The sequence below is a fragment of the Geomonas terrae genome (assembly GCF_004791675.1).
In the GTDB taxonomy this organism is placed as follows: Bacteria; Desulfobacterota; Desulfuromonadia; order Geobacterales; family Geobacteraceae; genus Geomonas; species Geomonas edaphica.
The window spans coordinates 62010-79533 of the sequence record NZ_SRSC01000001.1 but is presented as its reverse complement, the minus strand read 5'-3'; the positions used below and the strand labels follow the sequence as shown (position 1 = coordinate 79533).

Below are 17524 nucleotides of genomic sequence, written 5' to 3'. Positions count from 1 at the left end.
GGGGGACAGGGGGGATTTGTCTTTATTCAAATTCACGAGGGGGATGAAACGGGTGCGCGCCCCGGCAGGCCGGGGACGCGCAGAGTGGGAAGGGTTACTTCTTGTGACATTTTGCGCAGTTGCCGGCCGGCTTGAACGCCTTCTTGCCGTTGTGGCACTCGCCGCAGTACTTGCCCGCGTTGATGTCCGCCATCTTCATCTGGGCGGCACCCTTCTTCATCTTGAAGATCTTGCTGTGGCACTCGTTGCACTTGAGCCCCTTGCCGGCATGGTCGTCACCCTTGAAGGTTACTTTCCCCATCGCCGTGTTCCACTCCACACTCTTGCCCGCCGGTACCGCCATCGCCTGTGCCGCCGCCATGACAACCACCAGGGCTGCCGCCATCATCGTTATCTTTTTCATAGTTCTCCCTTCGTTCATTAGTAAAAAAAGCCCTTAAGTTGATAACACACCCCACCGCGATGTCAAGACGGCTCTGTTACCGATAGGTTGCAAACGCAAGGTGTGGCCGGTTGTCCCCTTGCATTTTGGCATAGTTGCAGTTTAATGTGATGGACTAGTTTTTTTCTTATTAAAAAGGGTCATCATGAACGACGAATACGCCGAATACCGGGACGCGCTCGCGTCCGGCATGCGTATCGAGATCGGCATACCGCTCTCCGGCGGAGGCGTATTCCGGGACTGGGGCGTCATCAGCGAGTCCGGCGGTGACATGCTCCTCGTGCAGATATCCCGCGATGTCCTGCCGGCCAACGTGCGGGTCGACATCGGTTTCATCCTCGACGTTTGCGTCTGGCGCGGCAAGGACAGCTACACCTGCAACGGCATCGTCACCGACAAGCTTGGCGCGAGGGTGCTGCAGATCCGGCTCTTCGGCAGCTTCACCCTGCGCGAGCGGCGCCAGTTTTTCAGGACCGAGATGGCGCTCAGGGTGCGCTACGACATCGCCGACGAGTCGGGCCGCAAGGAAGTGGAGCGGGACTGGGAGGTGCGCAAGGAACGGGAGCAGATGAAGTTCCAGGGGTACGACGAGTTCGTCATCGCCGCCCACATGGCGCGCTTCGCGCCGGCCAAGCCGATCAACTGGTGCGACCTGCTCCGGGCCCAGTTGAACCTGGGAGGCGGCGGGGTCTGCCTGCGCATGCCGGTGACCGCGCGTCCCGACCAGCTTTTGAACCTGGAACTGCACCTCCCCCTCGATCCGCCCCGGCTCGTGCATGCCGTGGGACAGGTGGTCCACGTGAAGCCCCCCATGACCCTGCGCGACGGCTCCTCCCGCTACGACGTCGGCATGCAGTTCCTCTTTCTGGACGAGCGCGACCGCGACCTCATCTTCAAGCAGATCTCCGCCGTCCAGATCGCCCATATGCGCAAGGTCGCCGACAAACGGGAGATGGACGAAATCCCCGATACGCCGCGCGCCCCGCTCGGCAGGCGCCAGATCATCGCCCGGTGCGGCTGGACGCTTCTCTTCCTCATCCTTCTCTGGGCCGCGGCCCGCTATCTCATAGCCTACAGCAAGGCTCCCTCCGACAACCAGATCGAGAAGACCTACGAACAGTCGATCCGGAAGTACCGCCACCTCGACAACCCCTGAAACCTCCGGTACCGTATTGCCTTGGGGCGGAAAGTCTATTATGATGCCCCCCTTTGCCAACTGCCGTTCAACGAGGGGATCAGCATGACCAACATGATCAGCGCCGAAGGGCGCAAGAGACTTCAGGACCGTTACGATTTCCTCTGGGAGACCGAGCGCCCTCGCATGGTGAAGAACATGGCGGACGCGGCGGCCGAAGGGGACCGCTCCGAGAACGCGGAATACATCTACTCGAAGAAAAGGCTGCGCGAGATCGACCGCGAGCTTAGACACCTGGGGGACCGTCTCAAGGTGCTGAAGGTGGTCTACCCCCCTTTGAACCCCGCCTCGGTCAGTTTCGGCTGCTGGGTGACCTACGAGGACGAGGAGGGGGAGGCGCGCAGCTACCAGCTCGTGGGACCGGACGAGTTCGACGTGAGCTTGGGAAAGATCAGCGTGGACTCCCCCGTGGGTAAGGCGCTGCTCGGCAGGAAGGTCGACGACGAGGTGCTGATCAGGCGCCCGGCCGGAGACCTCACCGTGACGATAACCGCCATCGCCTCGAAAAGACCGCAGTAGTCCCCGCGGCGCTCCCTGATGCGGAGCGCCGCTGCTTTTCCCCCCCCCGGTTCCCTCCCGTTTCTTTCCTTGCCATCCCCTGCTGCGCACCGGCACCCCGGCGGCTGCCGTGACCGCATTTCTCCCACGCAGTTCCGTAAAGGCTCAAGAAGAGGGGCCCCGCGCCGAAGAGTGAAAATATCGACCGATCTTCCTTTTGGCCGAAACATTGCACAACGAAGCGGTGTAAACCGGGCATGGAACCCGCGGCGCTGGTGCGGTCTGTAACCGGCCGATATCACGTGGCGCGGTGCGGTGCGACGGTTCGTAAAGCAGGTCGGAATTTTGACACTCAAGCCGCGTCCGGCGCCTAATTTGACATGGAGGTCTTCAGATATGTTGCGAGTGGTGTTGTTGTTAACCGTGGTGCTCATGGCAGGCTGCGCCTCGCGGGTTCCCGTCGCGGTCAACCATCCGCTGACCACCCAGAAAAAGGCCAAGGCCGCCCATCACTGGGATGTCTTAGCCGACGACATCGCGCGCCAGACCCAGGTCGCCGTCTCCCGTCCCGGAAACGCTCTGAAGGACCAGGAGCTCTACATCCAGCCCGGTGGAAAGACCGCCTTCGACCACGCCTTCAGAAACTTCCTCATCACCCGGCTCGTGAACCGGGGTGTCGCGGTCACCTCCGACGCGGCCAAGGGGAAAGGGGTGAGCTACGAGACCCAGCTGGTGCGGCACGAAAGCAGCCGCTATACCCACGTTCCCGGCACCCTGACCGCGCTCACCGCCGGGATCTGGGTGGTGCGGGACATCGCGGGGGACGCCTCCTCGGCCATTCCCGCCACCATCGGGATCGCCGGGCTTGCCGACTACGCCCTCGGGCTCTACGCGGGGGAGGCCACGCATACCGAGCTGGTGGTCACCACGACCATCATGGACCAGTCCAGGTACCTCTTCAGGAAGACGGACATCTACTACATCGAGGACGATGACGTGGACCTCTTCGCCGAGGTTTCCGAGGGACCGGTCAAGCAACTGGGGGTGGTGGGACGATGACAAGACTCTTTCTCCTTTGCCTTGCGCTTCTTTGCGCCGGTTGTGCCCTCTTCCAGACGCGCGTGGAAGACTTCACCGATCCCATCGTGCGGTCCAATTACCGGGCCGTCGACCGGATGCTGCAGGCGCCCGCCGTGGGCCAGACGCTCAACAAGCGCAGGCCGATCGTGGTCGCGTCGCTCGTGAACATCGACGACCTGAACAGCTCGCGCCTCGGCAGGATGCTTTCCGAGCAGCTCGCCACCCGCCTGACCCAGAACGGCTACCAGGTGGTGGAACTGAAGATGCGTGACAGCATCTTCGTCAAGCAGTCGCAGGGGGAGCTGCTCCTTTCCCGCGAGATCAAGGACATCACCCTGACGCACCAGGCCCAGGCGGTCCTCGTCGGGACTTACGCCATTGCCAACGGGCGGGTGTACATCACGGTGAAGCTGGTGGGGATGAAGGACAACACGGCCATCGCCGCCGATGACTACGTCCTGCCGATGGACAGCAACGTGAGGTCCCTTCTCTGGGTCACCTCGAATCGATAGTCGGTACAACTCAAAAAGAAACGGAGAAACTATGCGAAGTGCTGGAATGCGCATGGCCTTGTCGGGGGTGATCACCCTGCTGGCGGTATCGACCGCCGCTGCCGACAGCGCCTATTTTTCGGTCAAGGGGGGGGCGTTTCTGCCCAGCGGCAAGGAGCACGGCACCGCCAACAGTCTGAAGAGTTTCGATACCGGGTACGCGGCGGAGGTTGCCTTCGGCTACCGCCCCGAGTCGTACGCGGCGCTCGAGCTCGGCACCGGGGTCTACAGCGCATCGGGTACGGTGACCGATTCCGTGGCCCGCAGCGAGAAGACCCTCTACGGCGTCCCGGTCACCCTGACCGCCAAGGCGATTCTCGAGCTGGAAAAGTTGGAACTCTTCGCCGGTGCCGGTGCCGGGTACTACTTCACCTTCATCGACCAGAAGCTCTCCTTCACCAACGGAGGCATCGCGCCGGTGGACGAGAGCAGCCACGGCAGCGCCCTGGGTTACCACCTGGTGGCGGGGGGGGATCTGAAGCTCAGCGAGAACTTCCGGCTCGGGGCAGATTTCAAATGGTTCTCGGTGAAACCGGACCTGGAGCTCACCGATGCCCAGAACGTGAAGAAAAGCTCGAGCTGGGACCTCGGCGGGACCACGGTGAGTCTGGGCTTCAAGTACCTGTACTGACCGGGAGCCGGATCGGATAAAAAAGAAGAGGGGATGCGCCTTGGCGCATCCCCTCTTTGCGTTTTACTGGACCTTCCCCCGCGGGGGGGACGCTAGTGGAGCAGCGGCACCACCGACAGCGGGAGCTCGAAGTCGCTCGTCCCGTCGAAGCCGGTCACCCTGCTGTACGGAACGGTGAAGCTGGAGGCGACCGGGATCACGCCGGGCTCGGCCACGTACGTGACGGCGGCGAACTCTCCCACCGCGAAGCCGGGTGAGCTGATGATGGCGAGGATGAGGGTGTCCGGCGCGATGTAATTGATCCCCGGCGCGGCCGCCTGCCCGGCGACCCCGTAGAGCGAGACGAGCGCTTCGCCGTTGTTTCCGGTCTTAAGCGTCACGCCGGCGGGAAGCTTGAGCGTCATCTGGATCGAGGTGACCGGCGCGGAGGCGGTTCCCGTCGTGGCGAGGTAGAGGGTGCCGGTGTAGTACCCGACCGCCGCGATCCCCGCCGAGATCGTGGTCACCCCGGTCCTGTTGTGGGTGCCGTCGGCGAGAAAGGCGCCGGCCGCCGTCTCGAAGTTGGCGACCGTCGCGGCTGAGAGCCGGCCGTTCAGGGTGAGGTCAGCGGCAAAGCTGTTGAGAACGGTCGAGAGCGAGGAGGCCGCCGAGAGCTTGGAGAGGGCGGCGAGCGCGATGGTGTAGTCCCGCTGCTGCTGGGTCGCGCCGCTCATCGCGATCACGGTCGGCGCCACCGGGCGGGTGGCGAGGATGTCGAACGGGAAGAGGTTCGAGAGCAGGGCGTTCGCCGAGGCGATGGCAGTCTCGGTGAGGACGCTGCCGCTTCCGGCGGCGAGTGCCTTCCTCGTGGCGAGCTCGGTGAGCGGGGTGACGCTTGCCTGCACCGTGTTGCCCGCGTTGGCGATCACGGCCACGGCACGCAGCGGCGCGGAGGTGCCGATGGCGAGCGTCGCGCCGGTCGCTTCGTCGGTGTAGCTGCCGGTCGCCTCGACGATGACGATCCCCTTGTAGGAACCGAGATCGGCCGTGTAGTAGCCGGTGCTGTCGGTTGAGGCGCTGGTGAGGAAGATCTTGGTTGCCGTGTCCCCGTTCGCCCCCGGTGTGTAGAGCTTCACCTCTCCCTGGATGGGGCCCTTGGAAACCACGCCGGACACGGTGGTATGGGGAGGGCCGCTCGGGCCTGTCCCGGAGGTGCTCCCCCCTCCGCCGCATCCGGCGATGAGGGCGAAGAGGGCGAAGATTTTGGCAAGTAGAAGAGTTGTACGCATGTCCGTTCCCTTATGAAAGTTTGATGGTTACCATGTCACCGCGCCGACCATCCTGGCGAGGATGATGAGCGCGTCGCTTGCGTCGAGTCTCCCGTCGGGGAGCGGCTTGCCGTTTCTGAACGGGGCGAGGTCGGCATGGCGCAACTGCTGCGCCGTAGGCGTGATCTTGCCGACCGCGGCCTTCAGGCAGAGCTGGGCATCGGCGAGGTCGACCTTGCCGTCCTGGTTCATGTCGCCGTCCGGGTCGGTGGCGAAGCTCCAGGTGTAGTTTTGCAGCAGGCGGTTTCCCGCCGGGTCCGTGATGGCACCGGTCAGGGTCGCCGTGTAGGTGGTGGCGTAGGCGAGCGGGGCGCTAAGGGTGAGGGTGGCGGTGTGGGTCGCCTGGTCGTAGCTGACCGTCCCGGGAACCGCCGGGGTCAGGTAGAAGGTGTTGCCGTTTACCGTGGCCGGATCGACGTCCTTGCTGAAAACGACGCTCACCGTGTGGGTGGCGACCGAGAGCCGCACGGCGCCGTCTGCGGGGGTGGTGGAGCTTACCACGGGGGGGACCAGGTCGACGGTCCAGGAATATGCCTTGGCCGGTGTCTCAACGTTGCCTGCGACGTCCTTTGCCGACACCGCGAAGGTGTGCTGCGCCGTCGAAAGTGCGCTGTAGCTCACCGTGCAGGAGGTTGTCGTCGACGCGCTGCAGTTGCAGGGGGCGGAGACCCCGTCCAGGCTGCAGATGAAGGTGGCGGGCTCGTTGGCGCTGAAGCTGAAGGTCGCACTGGAGAGGTTCGACAGCAGCGACGGCTTCGCCGTTATGGTGGTTGCCGGCGCGACGTTGTCGATCACCACGTTCACCGAGGCGGGGGGCGACTGCTGGTTCCCGGCGTTGTCGGTTACCGTCGCCTGCACCGTGTAGCTGCCGTCGGGGAGGGCGCCGCTTGTGTAGCTCCAGCTCTTGTTGCCGCTGTTGTAGAAGGGGGTGCCGGTCACCGACTGGCCGAGGGCGTTGACGATGGCGATGGTGATCTGCTTCACGCCGGTTCCCGGGGCCGGGTCGTCGGCGGTGCCGCTCACCGTGATCTGCTGCCCGGTCAGGTAGGGGGTCACAAGCGGCGTGATGGTCGAGGTGGGCGGGGTGGTGTCGATGGTCACGCTCCGGCTGACCACCTGGGACGGGTTGCCGGTGACGGCGCCGGCCAGGTTCGGGGCCACGTCGAGGGCGCGCGCCTGGATGGTGTAGTTCCCGTCCGCCGGGAACTGCCAGTTGTAGCTCCAGGCGGTGGAGCCGGCGGCATCCTGCCAGGAGACGGTTGCGGGAGGTGCCGCGCTCGGGAAGATGGCCACCTGGACCTTTTGCAGCGGAAGCCCGCCGGTTGCGGCCTGCGCCGTGCCGGTGATGAGATGCGGGGAGCCGCTCCCGAGGAGCGCGCCATCGGTAGGTCCCCCGAGGGCGACTTCGGGAAGCGGGTTGTTGACGATGAAGCTGCTCCCGGTCGTCGCGGCCTGCACGTTGCCTGCGTTGTCCACCGCCTGGGCCTGCACCGTGTAGGTGCCGTTCACCGGCAGGCTCCAGAGGTACCCCCAGCTCGACCAGGGAGCAGCCGGTGCGACGCTCGTGTCGGTGGCCGCGTTCGCGCCGCCGCCGTTCACGGAGATGCTCACGCCGCTCACGCCCGAGACGGTGTCGGCCGCGCTGCCGGTGATCTGGTAGCTGATCCCGGAGAGCGGGGCGAGCGGGACGTTCACGCTGGAGGTCGGCTTGTTGTTCGCGTCCACGATCCAGCCGTAGCTCCTCGTGGTCGGAGCGCCCGTGCTGGTGTTGCCGGCGAGGTCGGTCCCCTGGACCGTGAAGAGGTGTGGGCCGTCGGCAAGTCCCGTGTAGCTTTTGGGGCTGGTGCAGGAGGTGGTCACGCCGTCCAGGCTGCAGGCGAAGGTCGACGTTTCGTTGGCCGAGAAGGTGAAGCTCGCCGAGGTCAGTTGGGTGTAGGCCGCCGGTACTGCCGTGATGGTGGTCGCGGGCGGGGTCGTGTCTATGGTCCAGGTGTAGGTCTTGGCGGTGGTCTCCACGTTCCCCACCGTGTCGGTGGAGAGGACGCTGAAGGTGTGGCTGCCGTCGGGAAGCGCCGCGAAGGAGAAGGGGGAGGTGCAGGCGTTGCTGATCCCGCTGTCGATCCGGCAGACCGAGGTGGAGCCCGCCTTGTCGACGGTGAAGCCGAAGGAGCCCGACGCGGTGCTGTCCAGAAGCGGCGGGAAGGACGTGATGGTGGTGACCGGCGGCGTGTTGTCCAGGGTCAGGTTGATGCTGGAGAGGGCGCTCTGCACGAAACCGTTCGTGTCGGTGGCGCGCGCCTTGATCACGTAGGGGCCGTTGGGCGGCAGCGGCGAGGCTGTCCAGCTGTAGCTCCACTGGGTCCACGAGTTGAGGGTCGGGCTCTTGGTGGCGCTCTGCCAGGTGGTGCCGCCGTCGGTGGAGACCTCCACCTTGGCGAGGGTTGCACCGGTGCCGGCGGAACCGTCGCTTTGGTTACGGTCGATGGCGCTCCCCGCGATCAGCACCGGGCTCTTCCTCGTATCGCCGCTCACCGGGGAGGTGATGGTCGCCTGGGGGGGATACCCCCCGGTGCCGATGAGGAACGTGGTCACCGGCTGGTTCACCGCGTCGGAGTGCACGGTGAGCGAGGCGGTCTTGTTGCCGGGGGCGACCGGGAGAAAGCCGACGGTGACGGTGCAGTAGTCCCCGGCCTCCACGGTCAGGTTCGGGAGCAGGGCGAGGTTGCACTCGCGCGCGCCCCCCTGGGTGATGCCGTAGAGCGCGGCGTCGGTCCCGGCAAGCGAGAGCGACGAGATCTTAAGCTGCAGCGTTCCCGTGTTCTGTAGGGAGAAGCTCACCTGTTTGGTGTCCCCTATGTTCACCTGGCCGAAGCTGTACGGGGCGGATGCAAGCGGCGCGGCGGGGGTGACCGCGGAGACCGCGCTCAGGTTCAGGTTGAAGACCCTGCCGGTCGCGGTGGCGGCGTACACCTTCTTCGTCGCCGCGTTTGCGCTCAGGGCGTTCACGTTCTTGTCGGTGAGGCCGGTGTTCATCGCGGTCCAGATGTCGCCGCCGTTGGTCGAGAAGAAGACCCCGCCGCCGGCGGTCCCGGCGGTGATGAAGTTCGGCACCCCGCCGGAGAGGGCGATCGACTTCACCACGACATTGGTGAGACCGCTGCTGCTTGCCACCCAGGTCGTCCCGTTGTCGCCGGACTTGAAGAGTCCCGCACCGGTCCCGAGGTAGAGGCTTACGCCGTCCGAGGCGACCGCGTACACCACGGTGTTGGTGAGCCCTGAGTTCACCTGGGTCCAGCTCGTCCCGTCCGAGCGGAACACCCCGCCGCCGTTGGTGCCGGCGAAGAGGTAGCCCCCCTTGAAGGTGAGCGTGGTGACGTCGCTGTTGGATGGCTGCCCGGCTCCGTAGGCGCTCCAGGTGTCGACGCCGTTCCAGACGAAGACCCCGAGCGAGGTGGCCGCGTGGAGCGTGGCGCCTGCGTCGAGGGCGAGGGCGCGGACGTCGCTGGTAGGGAGGGTGGCGCTGATGTCGGTCCAACCGCCGCCGTCGTTCGTCGACCTGAAGACGCCGTTGCCGGAAGCGGCGTAAAGCGCCGTTCCGGTCGCGTCGTAGAGAAGCGCTGTGGCGAACATCCCTCCGGCCGCGTCGTCGATGGTCGCGCTCCAGCTGCTTCCGCTGTCGGTGGAACGATAGATCCCGCCGCCGGCGAACCCCGCCACCACGACGGTCGGATCGGTAGGCTTCACGGTCACCGCCCGCCCCTGTCGCAGGCCCGAGGAGAGAGAGGACCAGGCAGCACCGGTGCTTTTGAAGGCGCCCAGGGTGGTCGCCGCGTAGAGCGTGGTGCGGCTCGTCGGGATGTTGGCGAGCGCGCGCACCGTCGCACCCGGGGTGAGCCCGGAGGCGAAGGCGCTCCAGTTCCCCCAGTTACCCGAGGTGTAGCTCTGGCGGTAAACCCCGTTCGCGGTTCCGGCGTAGAGCACCGTCGGTGCCGAGGGGTTGTCGACGAGGATGCTGGCAACCGCCTGGCTGCCCAGAGAGGCGGCGCCGTCCTGCGTCCAGGTCGCCGCGCCGTCGGTGGAGAGGTACATCCCGGTGGCCGTTCCCGCGAAGAGCGTGGCCGGGGTCGTCGCGGCGTAGGCGAGGGAGAGGACGTCGGTGTCGGCTAGCGAGGTGTTCGCCGCGTTCCAGGTGGCGGCGCCGTCCGCGCTTTTGTAGACCCCGCCAGCGGTCGCCGCGTAGAGCACGCCGGGTGTCGACGGATCGACTAAGAGTGCGCGTACGTCCAGGCTCACAAGACCTGTGTTCGCGGTGCTCCATGACGAGCCCCCAGTCGTGCTTTTGTACACGCCGGAGCCGGTTGCCGCGTAAACGGTTGCGGGGGAGAGTGGATCGATGGCGAGGGCGCGCACCGGCACCCCGGAAGCACCCGTCGAGGAGTCGTTCCAGGAGAGGCCGCCGTTGGCGCTCTTGAAGATACCCTGTGCCGTGGCCGCGAAGATCACCTTCGGGTCCACCGGGTGCACGGCCAGTGCCGCCACACGCCGGTTGGAGAGACCTCCGTTCAGCGCCGACCAGCTGCTCCCCCCGTCGCTCATGCCGTACACGCCGCCGCCGTCGGCGCCGACGTAAACCGTGGCCGGAGTCGTTGGGGCCACCGCGAGGGCGGTGAGCGTACCCTTGTTGGGGATAGGGGCCGGCCCGTTGCTCGACCAGTTGTTGAATACCACCGCGGCGTCGGCGCCTGCGCAGGGCAACAGGGCCGCCGTCAGGGCCGTGAGCACGATGAGCCGGACGCGGCGCGCCAATGCAGCTGCAAGTTTCATGAGGACCTCTCCAGTCTTGGTTTCTGCACGCCCGTTGCGCTTCTTAAGGAAGCGACCGGTACAGTTAGACATTTCGGGAGAAGCAGGAAAAACATGAGAGGAAAGAGTTGCAATTTACCCATCCCTGTTTTAACTTTTCCGACACCGCGTCACATTGTGGCTTAAAGACCGCATGCGTCCTCATTGCTACTAAAAGGAAAACACCGCCGGATGCACGATCCCAGAATACTCATAGTTGCCAATGATCCTGATGCTGGAAGCGCGTACCTTGATGCCATTGCCAGAGCGGGGGCGCAGGGAGAGCTGGCACACTCCTTTGAACAGATGGCCGAGATGGCCAAGGAGCGCTCTTACAACGGTTTCCTGATCGACATCCTCACCCTGGTGCGTTGCAGCAAGGAGGCGAAGGTCATCGCCTATGAGAGCATCAACCTCTTCCCGGTATTGCGGGTGAAGTGGGACCCGCGCGGAAAGAAGATAAAGCTGAGCCCGCTCGAACAGACTTTCTCACCCGACAGCGACGCCGCGCTGCGCTTTTTCATCGAAAGCCGCTGCAGGCTCTTCCCGGCCCGTTCGCTGCGCCGGCACACCCGCAAACCGATCCATCTGAACCTCTGGTACAGTAGCGATCCCTCCTTCCCCGACGCTGCGACGCACCGCTCCTTTGCGGTGAACCTCAGCATGGGCGGCCTCTTTCTCCACACCATGGAAGAGCTTGCGTGCGGCGCAACGGTCTGGCTGCGCCTTCTCGATATCGACCCGACTCCCATCGCCGCAACCGTGCGCTGGACCCAGCACTGGGGAGAGGGGCGCTGCGTCCCGGGAGCGGGGCTGCAGTTCGAGACGCTCACCGAGATGCAGCGAACCGAACTCACCCGTATCATCACCCCCTGACCGGAACTCCACATGTGCACGCTGCTACTTGCCTACCAGGCCCACCCGCAGTACCGGCTCGTCATCGCCGCCAACCGTGACGAATACTACCGTCGTCCCACTGCGGCGGCGCAGTTCTGGAAGGACGCGCCGCACATCTATGCCGGCCGCGACCTGGTCCATGGCGGCACCTGGCTCGGCGTCACCACCACCGGACGCATCGCCGCGCTCACCAACTACCGCGATCCGAGCGACCTGCACCGCCACGGCCCCTCCCGCGGCAGGCTCGTGAGCGGCTTTCTCGAGGAGGATGCCGCGGCCGAAGCCTACGTGGCCAGCCTGCGCGCCTCCGGCGTCGCCTACGGCGGTTACAACCTTCTTTTGTGTGACGGCGAAGACCTCCTCTGTTACTCCAACAAAAGCGACCAGACGATCCGTATCGAGCCCGGCATCCACGGGCTTTCCAACCATCTCCTGGACACCCCGTGGCCGAAGGTGCGCTGCGGCAAGGACGGGCTCGCCCGCATCCTCGCCGGGAAGAGTGTCGTCCCCGAGGACCTTTTCGCGCTGCTTGCCGACGATACCCATCCTTCCGACGCAGAGCTTCCCGACACCGGCGTGGGGATCGACCTCGAGCGGCTTCTCTCCCCGGTCTTCATCAAGAGTGCGGAGTACGGCACCCGCTGTTCGACCGTCTTACTGGTGGATCACGAGGGGAAGGCGACCTTCATCGAGCGGAGTTTCGAGGGTGGCGCGGTGCAGGAGAAACAGGCGGAATTCAGTTGGTGAGAGGGGTGTTGTTAGGAGGGGAACTGTCTTGATGCCGACGTTTCTCCCTTTAGGACGGTGCTTTAGAGCATACCGGGGAAGGGTGAGCGCAGCTGCCATGTAAACGCTGCACTAGCCCTGACGTCCCCCCCTTTGCGAAGGGGGGACAGGGGGGATTTGCCTTAAAGCCCCCCCCTCCCGGAAAGGGAAGAGGGGGCAAAGGCAGGTAACAGGACCTACTGGTACTGGATGTAGAGTGGTTTCGGCTGCAGCAAGAGCACCTCTTTCGGGGTGAGCAGGGCGTCCCCCTTCTTGGTGTCGTTGTGGTAGAAGAGCTTGAACCCGGTGAACTGGACCGGCTCAGCCACGACGTAATCCTTGTAGGAGTCGCGCTTCAGCCAAGGGGCGCCCCAGCCGTCCATGTTCATCACGATCTGCACCTCCGGGCGCAGCTGGATGTTCTTCGCGTTGGTCACGCCGTTTCTGGTGAAGCGGTGCACGATGAACACCTTCGGGGGGATGTTGTACTTCTTCACCAGCTCCTTCAGGTACCCCGAGGCGTAGTTTATATCCGCCGCGTCGTAGGTGCCGATCTTGGTCCCCGGCTTCTTGCCGCTCTTGATCAGGTTGAATTCCGGATCGATGCCCAGGTGCACGTCGGGGTTCTTCAGGATCCACTCGAAGCGCGGCAGCACGTTGCGGATGTTGTCATGGCCGGTCTGGATGTCGATGAACATGATGGCGTTGATCGACTTGGCCCAGCTGTAGACGTCATTGATGATCTTGTCCGGCATGATCATGCGGTAAAGCCCCGCCTTGCCCGGGTCCCCCTGGGCGACCACCGCGATCAGGTGCAGCGCCGGTTGTACCGGGTGCGACGGGTCGGCCGCCTGCCACTTGCCCACCTCGCGCTTAAGCCGCTGCAGCATGTCGTCCTTCTGGTATTCCCCCAGCGCCCCCATCCTCTTGGAAAGCGGGTTGCCGTAGTAGGCGACGATCCTCTTCTGCGGCAGGATCGAGCCGGGAAGCGGCGCCGGATACTTGACCGGCCATCCCTTGGCAGCGGCGAAGTCCGGGTCCTCACCGGCGCGGTAGGACGTCTTCGGAGCGGCCGCGGCCTTTCCCTTTGCTCCCTTGGCTTTCTTGGCGCTCGAGTGCGCATCGAAGGCGGGAGACGTGGGCTGCGCGGCGGCAGCGGGCGCTTCGGTTGTCTGTGTCGTAGCCGGTGCGGCCTTAGCCGAGGAAGGCTGTCCCTGCGGTACCGTCTGGGCCGCAGCCGTGGAGGCCGTCGGCTTGTTGTCCTTGCATCCCGCCAGTGCCAGCGGCAGCGCCAGCATGGCGATCATCAAAAGGGCGGGGCGGTTGGTGGGGTAGAGGTGCATACGTCGAATCTTCTCCTTTATGTTGGTCCAGCCGGACATGGAACGGCCCTGCCGGCGTGGGATCTTTGAAGCTGTGATCATCGGAGTCTGGTTCTGGCGGCTGCTGGGGAGGTATGCGGGCGGGCTTTGATGCCTGGCACCTATGACAAAACCGACAAGCTGCCGTACTTTACCCTTTTTGCGTTTGCGGTGTCAACAACGATGGGTGTTTTTGAATAGATAAATCTAATTTTTCTCCTCCGGAGCCGGTACGGGGACGTTTTTTTAGCATTTTCCCGGTGAAGTCGGCATGTTTAGGCCACTATGGCGTTGACGATGGCTCTTTCCGAGTGGTATGCTCGGCGACCGGAAAAAGGTCCGACCTCTTCGCAGGTACCGCCTTCCGGTGTTCCGATCGTAGATGCAACTCCATTAGTCCCAGTTTCCCCCTGAAGCAGTCGCAGGTGAAATCTATTTCAATGTAACTGGAGGTGTCTGGTGAGCAAGAAGATCAGTATTCTGTTGGTTCTCGCGGTATCCCTGATGTGTGCGGCAACCGCCTTCGCGGCGGCCCCTGCCAAGCAGGTTACGATCGGTATCTCCAAGATCGTTTCCCACCCGGCACTGGATGCGGTTGTCAAAGGCATCCAGGACGAGTTGAACGCCTCGAAGATGAAGGTCACCTTTGACGTGCAAAACGCCAACGGCGACATCAACACCGCGGCCTCGATCGCCAACAAGTTCCAGAGCGAGAAGGTGAACCTCGCCGTAGGCGTCGCCACCCCGACCGCCCAGGCGCTGGTCAACACCCTCAAAGGTATCCCGATCGTCTACTCCGCAGTCACCGATCCGGTCAAGGCGGGTCTCGTCCCCTCCCTCACCAAGGGCGGCAAGAACGTAACCGGCGTTTCCGATATGACCCCGGTGAAGCAGCAGATCGAGATGCTCCTCAAGATCAAGCCGAAGACCAAGCGCATCGGCCACATCTACACGAGCTCCGAAGAGAACGCAGTGGTGCTTGCCGGCATGGTCAAGCAGGTCTGCAAGGAGAAGCACCTCGAGTTCGTAGAGACCACCGTCACCAAGTCCGCCGAGGTTAAGCAGGCCGCCCAGACCATCGCCAACCGCGTCGACGCCATCTACATCTCCACCGACAACACCGTCGTCTCCGCCATGAGCGCCGTCGCCGACGTCGCCGCCAAGGCGAAGATCCCGGTCATGTCCGCCGACCCGAGCTCCTCCGAGACCTACGACGTCCTCGCCGCCTGGGGCTTCGACTACTACAAGATGGGGCGCGCCACCGGCAAGATGATCATCGAGATCCTCAAAGGGAAGAAGCCGGAGCAGATGCCTACCCGCTTCATGACCAAGGCCTCCGACGTCGACCTCCTCATCAACCTCGACGTTGCGAAGAAGCTCGGCCTGACCGTCCCGGCCGACATCGTGAAGGCCGCGAAGACCGTGCGTCAGAACGGCAAGGTGACCAAGAAGTAACGGCAAACGCCTCTCCCCCCTTCGTATAAACGGAGGGGGGAGTTTTTAATCAAGCAGAAGGGTAAACGGTTCACTATGATCGAAGGTATTTTTGTCGAAGGGCTGATCTATGGCATCATGGTCCTGGGCGTGTTCATCTCGTTCAGGATTCTTGATTTTCCGGACCTGACGGTTGACGGGTCCTTTCCCCTTGGCGCGGCGCTCATGGTGCAGTGCCTCCTTCTCGGCATGAACGGGTGGCTTGCACTTCTCGTCGCCTTCGCCGGCGGCGTCCTGGCCGGCGTCGTCACCGCGCTCATCCACAACCACCTGCGGGTGCCGAACCTCTTGGCCGGTATCCTCACCATGACCATGCTCTACTCGGTCAACATCCGGATCCTGGGCAACCGCGCCAACGTCCCCGTGCTGAACCAGCCGACCATCCTCACCCAGGTGACCGAGAAGTTCACCGGTATCATCCCGGACGAGTACATACTGCTCGTCTTCTTCCTGATCGTCGCCCTGGTGGTGAAGGTGCTCCTCGACCTCTTCTTCCGCACCGACCTCGGCATGACGCTCGGCGCCATGGGGAACAACGAGCAGATGGTCATCTCGCAGGGCGTGAACCCGAAGACCCTGAAGACCATCGGTGTCGGCCTCTCCAACGGCCTCGTCGCGGTCTCCGGCGCCTTCGCGGCGCAGTACCTGGGCTTTGCCGACGTCGGCCTCGGCCAGGGGATCATCGTCTCCGGCCTCGCCTCGGTCATGATCGGTGAGTTCCTCGTGCTGAAGAGCAACAGGATCGGCGTCCTCACCCTCTGCGCCCTCGCCGGTTCCGTCTGCTTCTACGCCGTCATGTACGTCGGGCGCTTCTACGGTTACCTGATCCACATGACCCCGAGCGACCTGAACCTCATCAAGGGCGTGCTGATCATCATCCTGCTGATCATGACCCAGGCGAAGAAACTGAAGGTCCCGTTCAAGGTGGCAAAATGATAGAGCTCAAAAACGTTTCCATCGTATTCGGGCAGGGGACCGTCAACGAAAACAAGGCCCTGAACAACATCAATCTGAAGGTGAAAGAGGGCGACTTCATCACCATCATCGGCTCCAACGGCGCCGGCAAGTCGACCCTTTTCAACACCATAGCCGGGACCTACACCCCCACCGACGGCCAGATCTTGGCGAACGGCAGGAACGTGACCAGGGATCCCGAGTACAAGAGGGCGAAGTACATCGGCAGGATCTTCCAGAATCCGCTTCTCGGCACCGCCGGGAACATGAGCCTGGAAGACAATATGACCATCACCCATAAAAAGGGGATGAAGTGGCTGCGCCGCAGTCTGAACAACAAGACCCGCGAGCTTTTCAGGAAGGAACTGGTGCAACTGCGGATGGGCCTTGAGCACCGCATGAAAGAGAACCTGGTTATGTTCTCCGGCGGGCAGCGCCAGGCGCTCACCCTGCTCATGATGGTCCTCTCCAAGCCGAGCCTGATTCTTCTAGACGAGCACACCGCGGCGCTCGACCCGAAGAACGCCGAGATCGTGCTGGAACTGACCAACAAGTTCATCAGCGAGTACAACCTCACCGCCATGATGATCACCCACAACATGAGCCACGCCATCGAATTCGGCAACCGCCTGCTCATGATGGACGGCGGCGAGATCATCTTCGACATCGAGGGGGAAGAGAAGAAGGCGCTCACCGTGGAAAAGCTGATCCAGAAGTTCCACGAACTGCGTCACAAGACCTTCGAGAACGACAGGACCCTGCTCGCCGAAGACTAGAGACAGCGCAACGGCAGCAAAAAATGAGGCCCGGCGGATATCGTTCCGCCGGGCCTTTGCGTCTCCGCGCCTTGGCGTCTTTGCGTTAATGCCTCTGTATTGGGGTGTTGTCCCGTCTACATAATGATTGACACATCTCGCCCCTGCGGTGTATTAAAAGATACTTTTTTACCCAAAATACGTCGGAGAGGGACTGAGAGAAGCCATGATAAAGATCGATTTTGAGAAGATGGGCGGCCTGATTCCTGCCGTAATTCAGGACAACGAAAGTGGCGAAGTGTTGATGGTTGCGTTCATGGACGAGAAGACCCTGAACCTGACCCTGGAGACGGGCAAGACCTGGTTCTTCAGCCGTACCAGGAACAAGTACTGGATGAAGGGCGAAGAGTCCGGCAATACCCAGGAAGTGATCGAGGTGCTCACCGACTGCGACGCCGACACCGTAGTGATCAAGGTGAAGCAGAACGGTCCCGCCGCCTGCCACACCGGGAACCGGAGCTGCTTCTACGTGAAGTACGAAAACGGTACCTGGGTCGAGCACTCCAACCCGCTCTTCGATCCCAACACGGTTTACAAGAAATAGGAAATTTTGAAGCCACCAAGTCCCCGCTTGGTGGCTTTTTTAATGTCCACGGGGAGCAGGGAAGCATTCAATACAGCTCTCCACGAAGCGTTGCATGAGCCCCAGCGTCCCCCCCTTTGCGAAGGGGGAGCCTGCCCCCCGCAGCCTT

15 protein-coding genes are annotated in these 17524 nt (G+C 63.3%); 11 read left to right on the top strand and 4 right to left on the bottom strand.

Features of this window, described 5'->3' with window-relative positions:
- Nucleotides 1–94: 94 nt before the first annotated feature.
- A complete protein-coding gene (locus E4633_RS00375) occupies nt 95–403 on the bottom strand; it encodes a cytochrome c3 family protein (RefSeq protein WP_129127160.1) in 309 nt (102 codons plus the stop codon).
- 184 nt (nt 404–587) lie between these two features.
- On the opposite strand from E4633_RS00375, the gene E4633_RS00370 reads away from it, so the two are divergent.
- The 5 genes from E4633_RS00370 to E4633_RS00350 all read left to right on the top strand — a co-directional run bounded on the left by E4633_RS00370 (nt 588) and on the right by E4633_RS00350 (nt 4397).
- The gene (locus E4633_RS00370; protein ID WP_135868307.1) at nt 588–1598 is read left to right on the top strand and encodes a PilZ-like domain-containing protein; all 1011 of its coding nucleotides are present in this window, start codon (nt 588–590) and stop codon (nt 1596–1598) included.
- An 84-nt stretch (nt 1599–1682) separates the two neighbouring features.
- Nucleotides 1683–2156, top strand: coding sequence for a GreA/GreB family elongation factor (locus tag E4633_RS00365; protein WP_135868306.1), 474 nt, complete (start codon nt 1683–1685; stop codon nt 2154–2156).
- A gap of 375 nt (nt 2157–2531) precedes the next feature.
- Entirely contained in the window at nt 2532–3194 is a 663-nt protein-coding gene (locus E4633_RS00360; RefSeq protein WP_135868305.1) for a hypothetical protein, read from the top strand.
- Nucleotides 3191–3727 carry a FlgO family outer membrane protein gene (locus E4633_RS00355; RefSeq protein ID WP_135868304.1) on the top strand — a complete coding sequence of 179 codons (537 nt, stop codon included), beginning with the start codon at nt 3191–3193 and terminating at the stop codon, nt 3725–3727. The genes E4633_RS00360 and E4633_RS00355 overlap by 4 nt, the downstream gene beginning before the upstream one ends.
- A 31-nt stretch (nt 3728–3758) precedes the next feature.
- Complete coding sequence (locus E4633_RS00350) at nt 3759–4397, top strand: outer membrane beta-barrel protein (RefSeq protein ID WP_135868303.1); 639 nt, start codon at nt 3759–3761, stop codon at nt 4395–4397.
- Nucleotides 4398–4489: 92 nt separating this feature from the next.
- Here the strand turns inward: E4633_RS00350 and E4633_RS00345 are convergent, their stop codons facing one another.
- Nucleotides 4490–5665, bottom strand: a complete 1176-nt coding sequence (locus tag E4633_RS00345) for a hypothetical protein (protein WP_135868302.1) — start codon at nt 5663–5665, stop codon at nt 4490–4492.
- A 27-nt stretch (nt 5666–5692) separates the two neighbouring features.
- Nucleotides 5693–10528 (bottom strand): Ig-like domain-containing protein, encoded by a 4836-nt coding sequence (locus tag E4633_RS00340; RefSeq protein ID WP_162604915.1) that lies wholly within the window; start codon nt 10526–10528, stop codon nt 5693–5695.
- Between the two features lie 210 nt (nt 10529–10738).
- On the opposite strand from E4633_RS00340, the gene E4633_RS00335 reads away from it, so the two are divergent.
- Nucleotides 10739–11422, top strand: coding sequence for a PilZ domain-containing protein (locus tag E4633_RS00335; protein ID WP_135868300.1), 684 nt, complete (start codon nt 10739–10741; stop codon nt 11420–11422).
- Between the two features lie 12 nt (nt 11423–11434).
- Complete coding sequence (locus tag E4633_RS00330; protein ID WP_135868299.1) at nt 11435–12190, top strand: NRDE family protein; 756 nt, start codon at nt 11435–11437, stop codon at nt 12188–12190.
- Nucleotides 12191–12405: 215 nt separating this feature from the next.
- Here E4633_RS00330 and E4633_RS00325 read toward each other — a convergent pair whose 3' ends face one another.
- Entirely contained in the window at nt 12406–13551 is a 1146-nt protein-coding gene (locus E4633_RS00325) for a hypothetical protein (protein WP_135869542.1), read from the bottom strand.
- A 477-nt stretch (nt 13552–14028) separates the two neighbouring features.
- On the opposite strand from E4633_RS00325, the gene E4633_RS00320 reads away from it, so the two are divergent.
- The 4 genes from E4633_RS00320 (at nt 14029) to hisI (ending at nt 17376) form a co-directional block, all read left to right on the top strand.
- Nucleotides 14029–15024 carry an ABC transporter substrate-binding protein gene (locus tag E4633_RS00320; RefSeq protein WP_162604914.1) on the top strand — a complete coding sequence of 332 codons (996 nt, stop codon included), beginning with the start codon at nt 14029–14031 and terminating at the stop codon, nt 15022–15024.
- Between the two features lie 75 nt (nt 15025–15099).
- Nucleotides 15100–15999: an ABC transporter permease gene (locus E4633_RS00315; protein WP_135868298.1), complete on the top strand. Its 900-nt coding sequence runs from the start codon at nt 15100–15102 to the stop codon at nt 15997–15999.
- Nucleotides 15996–16793 carry an ABC transporter ATP-binding protein gene (locus E4633_RS00310; protein WP_135868297.1) on the top strand — a complete coding sequence of 266 codons (798 nt, stop codon included), beginning with the start codon at nt 15996–15998 and terminating at the stop codon, nt 16791–16793. Before E4633_RS00315 ends, E4633_RS00310 begins: the two co-directional genes overlap by 4 nt.
- A gap of 205 nt (nt 16794–16998) precedes the next feature.
- Entirely contained in the window at nt 16999–17376 is a 378-nt protein-coding gene (hisI, locus tag E4633_RS00305; protein ID WP_135868296.1) for a phosphoribosyl-AMP cyclohydrolase, read from the top strand.
- Nucleotides 17377–17524 lie beyond the last annotated feature (148 nt).